This is a genomic window from Parafrankia discariae, assembly GCF_000373365.1.
Lineage (GTDB): Bacteria > Actinomycetota > Actinomycetes > Frankiales > Frankiaceae > Parafrankia > Parafrankia discariae.
Map to the genome: position 1 here is coordinate 1 of NZ_KB891143.1, position 4,633 is coordinate 4,633.

A 4,633-nucleotide genomic window follows, 5' to 3' on the forward strand; every position below is an offset into this window, starting at 1 on the left:
TGGGGGGTGGTGTTCGGGTGGTGGGTGAGGTAGGTGTTGAGGTTCTCGGCCTGGTCGTGGAGAGCCTGCTCGGTGTGCCCCGACAGAAGAATCGGCACCGGGCCGTCCGTTGTTTCCTCCGCGGAGGTCGCGGCCGGCGCCTCCTCGAGAATCACGTGGGCGTTGGTGCCGCTCATGCCGAATCCGGAGACACCCGCCCGGCGGGGCCGGTCTCCCGGCTCCCAGGGCCGCTTCTCGGTGAGCAGGGCGACGTTTCCGGCCTGCCAGTCGACGTGCGGGGTGGGTTCGTCGACGTGCAGGGTGCGCGGCAGCTCGCCGTGGTGGAGGGCCTGGATGATCTTGATGATTCCGCCGACCCCGGCGGCCGCCTGGGTGTGGCCGATGTTGGATTTGAGGCTGCCCAGCCAGAGCGGTTTGTCGTCGGGCCGGTCCTGCCCGTAGGTGGCGAGGATGGCCTGGGCTTCGATGGGGTCGCCGAGGCGGGTGCCGGTGCCGTGCGCCTCGACGGCGTCGACGTCGGCGGGGTTCAGGCCGGCGTCGACGAGGGCCTGCCGGATCACCCGCTGCTGGGAGGGGCCGTTGGGCGCGGTGAGGCCGTTGCTGGCGCCGTCCTGGTTGGTCGCCGTGCCGCGGACCAGCGCGAGCACCGGGTGGTTGTTGCGGCGGGCGTCGGAGAGCCGCTCCACCAGCAGCAGCCCCACCCCCTCACCGAACGCGGTGCCGTCGGCGGCCGCGGCGAACGGCTTGCAGCGTGAGTCCGGAGCCAGCCCGCGCTGCCGGCTGAAACCGACGAAGATGTCCGGGTTGGCCAGCGTGGTGGCGCCGCCGGCCAGGGCCAGGTCGCATTCGCCGCGGCGCAGCGACTGCACCGCCAGATGCAGGGCGACCAGCGAGGAGGAGCAGGCGGTGTCGACGGTGACCGCCGGGCCCTCAAGCCCCAGGGTGTAGGCGATGCGCCCGGAGGCGATGCTGCCCGCGCTGCCGATGCCCAGGTAGCCCTCCATGTCGGCGGGCAGCCGCACCCGGGAGCCGTAGTCGGTGTAGACGACGCCCGCGAACACGCCGGTGCGTGAGCCGCGCAGCGAGTCGGGGGCGATCCCGGCCCGTTCGAACGCCTCCCAGGACGTCTCCAGCAGCAGCCGCTGCTGCGGGTCCATCGCCGTCGCCTCACGCGGGGAGATCCCGAAGAACGCCGGGTCGAACTGGTCGGCGTCGTGCAGGAACCCACCCTCCCGCGCGTAGGAGGTGCCGGGGTGCGCGGGGTCCGGGTCGAACAGGGCGTCCAGATCCCACCCGCGGTTGTCCGGGAACGGCGAGATGACGTCGAGCTCCTGCTCGACCACCCGCCACAGGTCCTCCGGCGTGCGCACCCCACCGGGGTAACGGCAGGCCATCGCGACGATCGCGATCGGTTCATCGTCGTCCCCGGCCCGCCCCCGGGCCGCGGACCGCCCGTCCTCGGGGACCAGGCCCAGCAGCTGCGAGCGCAGGTGGTCGGCGAGCACCTCCCCGGAGGGGTAGTCGAACAGCAGCGTGCTCGGCAGGCTCAGCCCCGTCGCCGCGGCCAGCCGGTTGCGCAGCTCCACCGCGGTGAGCGAGTCGAACCCGAGATCCTTGAAGGCCCGGGTGACGTCGACCCCCGCCCCGTCGGTGTGGCCGAGGACGGCGGCCGCAGTGGCCCGGATCAGCCCGAGCAGCACCGCCCGCTGCTCACCCTCGGGCCGGCCGACCAGCGAGGCGACCAGCCGGCCCACCCCCTGGCCGGCCGCGGGCGTGCGCGCACCGCGCACCAGCGAACGCAGCACCGCGGGCAGCAGGCCGGCCGCGGCGGCCGGGCGCAGCGCGGCGTGGTCCAGCCGCGCGGCGACCAGCGCGGCCGGCCGGGCCCGCCGCACCAGTGTGAACAGGTCACCCGCCTGGGCGGAGTCGAACGGCACCAGACCCGCGGCAGCCCCCGAGTCCCCGGAGCCACCGGTGACGCTGGTGACGCCGGTGCTGGTGGTGCTGGCGGTGTCGCCGGTCGCGCGCGGACCGAGTGCCAGCGAGACCCCCACGAGCCCGAGCGAGCGTCGCTGCCGCGCGAGCCCGTCGAGGACGGCCCCGATCGCGGCCCGGGCGGCCGTCCCGACGCCGCCGAGGGTGCCGGCGACATCCGGGGCGACGAGAACCAGCCAGTCCAGGTCGAGGCCCAGGGTAGCCTCGTGCAGGTTGCGGGCCGCGGCGGTCGCCGTGTCCACCGCCGCGGTGAACGTCGCCGTCCTCGTGGTCTCCAGGGCCGCGACCGGGGAGGCGGCCGCCACATGCAGCACCGCGCGCACCGGGCTCGCGGCGCTCACCAGAGCGAGCGCGGCGGCGAGCGCCTCCCGGTCGCTCGCGTCGCCCTCGGCCGCGAGCACGTCCGCGCCCAGCGCGGCCAGCTCCTCGGCCAGGCCGTCGTCGGCGCCGAGCAGCAGCAGGCGAGTCCCGTACTCCTGCGCGGCGAGACGCCGCGAGAGCACCCCCGCCAGCGGACCGCCGCCGGCCACGAGCACGGTGCCGCCGGCGGGGACGGTCCCGTCGGTGGAGATGGTGCCGTCGGGGGGAACGGTGCCGTCGGTGCTCCCGTCGGCGGGGACGGCGAGGTCCGCGGGGGCCACGCGGGTGAGGCGGGGGCGGTGGGCCACCCCGCCGCGCAGGGCCAGCTGGGGCTCGCCGGTGGCGAGCGCGGCGGGCAGCGCGGCGAGCGAGGCGTCCTGGCCGTCGAGGTCGACGATGGTGATCCGGGCCGGGTGCTCCGTCTGGGCGGCGCGGACGAGCCCCCAGACCGCGGCGGCCTCCAGGCCTGGCGGGTCCGGTGTGTCGTCCGGCCCGGTGGCGACGGCGCGGGTGGTCAGCACGAGCAGGCGGCCGCCCTCGGTCACCGGGTCGGTCAGCCAGGAGCGCAGCGCGTCGAACGCCGCCCCCGTACTGCTGACGGGGAGCAGGGTCACCTCGGGGCCCAGCGGCTCCCGGGCCGTGTCGTCAGCCGGGATACCGGCCGGGTCGCTGCCCGCGGCGTCGGCCGGGTCACCGGCCGGGTCGCCGCCCGAACCGCCGGCCGGGGCGTCCGCGCCGCCCAGGACCCGGCTGAGCCGCGCGAGCAGGTCCGCCACGGCGGAGCGGTCCTCGTCGGCGGTGGGGAGGAGAAGATGGGGCGACCAGCGCTGCGCCGTGGCGGACTCCCGGACCGGGGGCTCGAGTGCCGGCCAGTCCAGGGTGAGCACCCAGTCCGCCCGGGCCGCCTCCAGGCCGCCGGTGGGGGCGCCGAGGTCCCGGGGATCGAGGGGACGCAGCCGTACGTCCGCGATGCTCGCGACGGCGGTGCCGGAGGGGGTGAACAGATCCACCGCCCAGCCGCGGCCCGGCCCGGCCGGGTCCGGGGCGCCCGGCGCGAGGCGCACCCGCAGCACGGAGGAACCCGCAGCGTGCAGAGTCGCTCCGCGCCAGGTCAACGGCAGCGTTCCGAAGCCGTTCACGGCGGTGCCTCCGCCGGTCTGACGGGCGTCGCCGGGCTGACGGGCGCGGTCGGCGGCCGGGACGAGACCGGCCTGCAGGGGGCTCAACGCGGCGGTCAGCACGGCCGGGTGCAGGCCGAAGCGGCCCGGTTCGCCCGCGCCGTCCTCGGCGACCTCGACCTCGGCGAACAGCTCCTCGCCGCGTTGCCACAGCCGGTGCGGGCCGTCCAGGGCCGGGCCGGGCTCGAGGCCGAGCGTGGCGAGATGGGCGTCGAGATCGTCCAGCGCGATCTCCTCGGCACCCGCGGGCGGCCAGCTCTCCGGCGCCGGGGTGGCCCCGGCCAGCACCGGCACCGCCGGTCCCAGCACGCCGACGGCGTGGGTCGTCCAGGGGCGGTTGAGCTGCTCGCCGAGATCGTCGTCCTCTCCGGCGGCGGCGGTGCCGCCGGCGGCCTGAGCGGACGGCTGGTCGTGGCGGGCACGCACGGTGAAGGGGCGCCGGGAGTCGTCCCGCTCGGCTTCGACGATGAGCTGCAGGTCGACCCCGTCCGCTGCCGGCAGCACGACGGGCGTGCTGATCGTCAGCTCCTCGACGTCGAGTCCGCCGAGCAGCCTGGCCGCGTGGAAGGCCAGGTCCAGGGTCGCGGCCGGTGGCAGAACAGCCGTGCCGGCGACGGTGTGCCCGGCCAGGAGGCTGTGGGTGCGGGCGGAGACCCGACCGGTGAGCAGCAGGCCCTGGCCGTTGCCGAGCGTGGTGGCCGCGCGCAGCACCGGGTGCCCGGTCGCCTGCAGGCCGAGGCCGTCCGCGTCGCCGGGAGGGCTCGCGTCCTCCAGCCAGTAGCGGTGGTGTTGGAAGGGGTAGGTGGGCAGGGGTGTGGGGGGTGTGGGGGGTGGGGGTGTGTGCCAGGTGGGGGTGTGGCCGTGGGTGTGGAGGTGGGCGAGGGCGGTGTGGAAGGTGTGGAGGGTGCCGTGGTCACGGCGCAGGGTTCCGGTGACGGTGATGACGGGTCGTTCGGTGGGGGTGCTGTTCCGGTCGTTCTCTGAATTGGTGTCCTTTTCGGTGGTGGTGTTTTCGAGGGTTTCGGTGATGGTGGTGGTGAGGACGGGGTGGGGGCTGGTTTCGATGTAGGTGGTGTGGCCGTTGTGGTGGAGGGTGGTGA

1 protein-coding gene is annotated in these 4,633 nt (G+C 75.8%); it reads right to left on the bottom strand.

Going from position 1 to position 4,633, the window contains the following annotated elements:
• The coding region (locus B056_RS0107570; RefSeq protein ID WP_018501281.1) for a type I polyketide synthase at nucleotides 1–4,633 on the bottom strand (4,633 nt) is incomplete at both ends.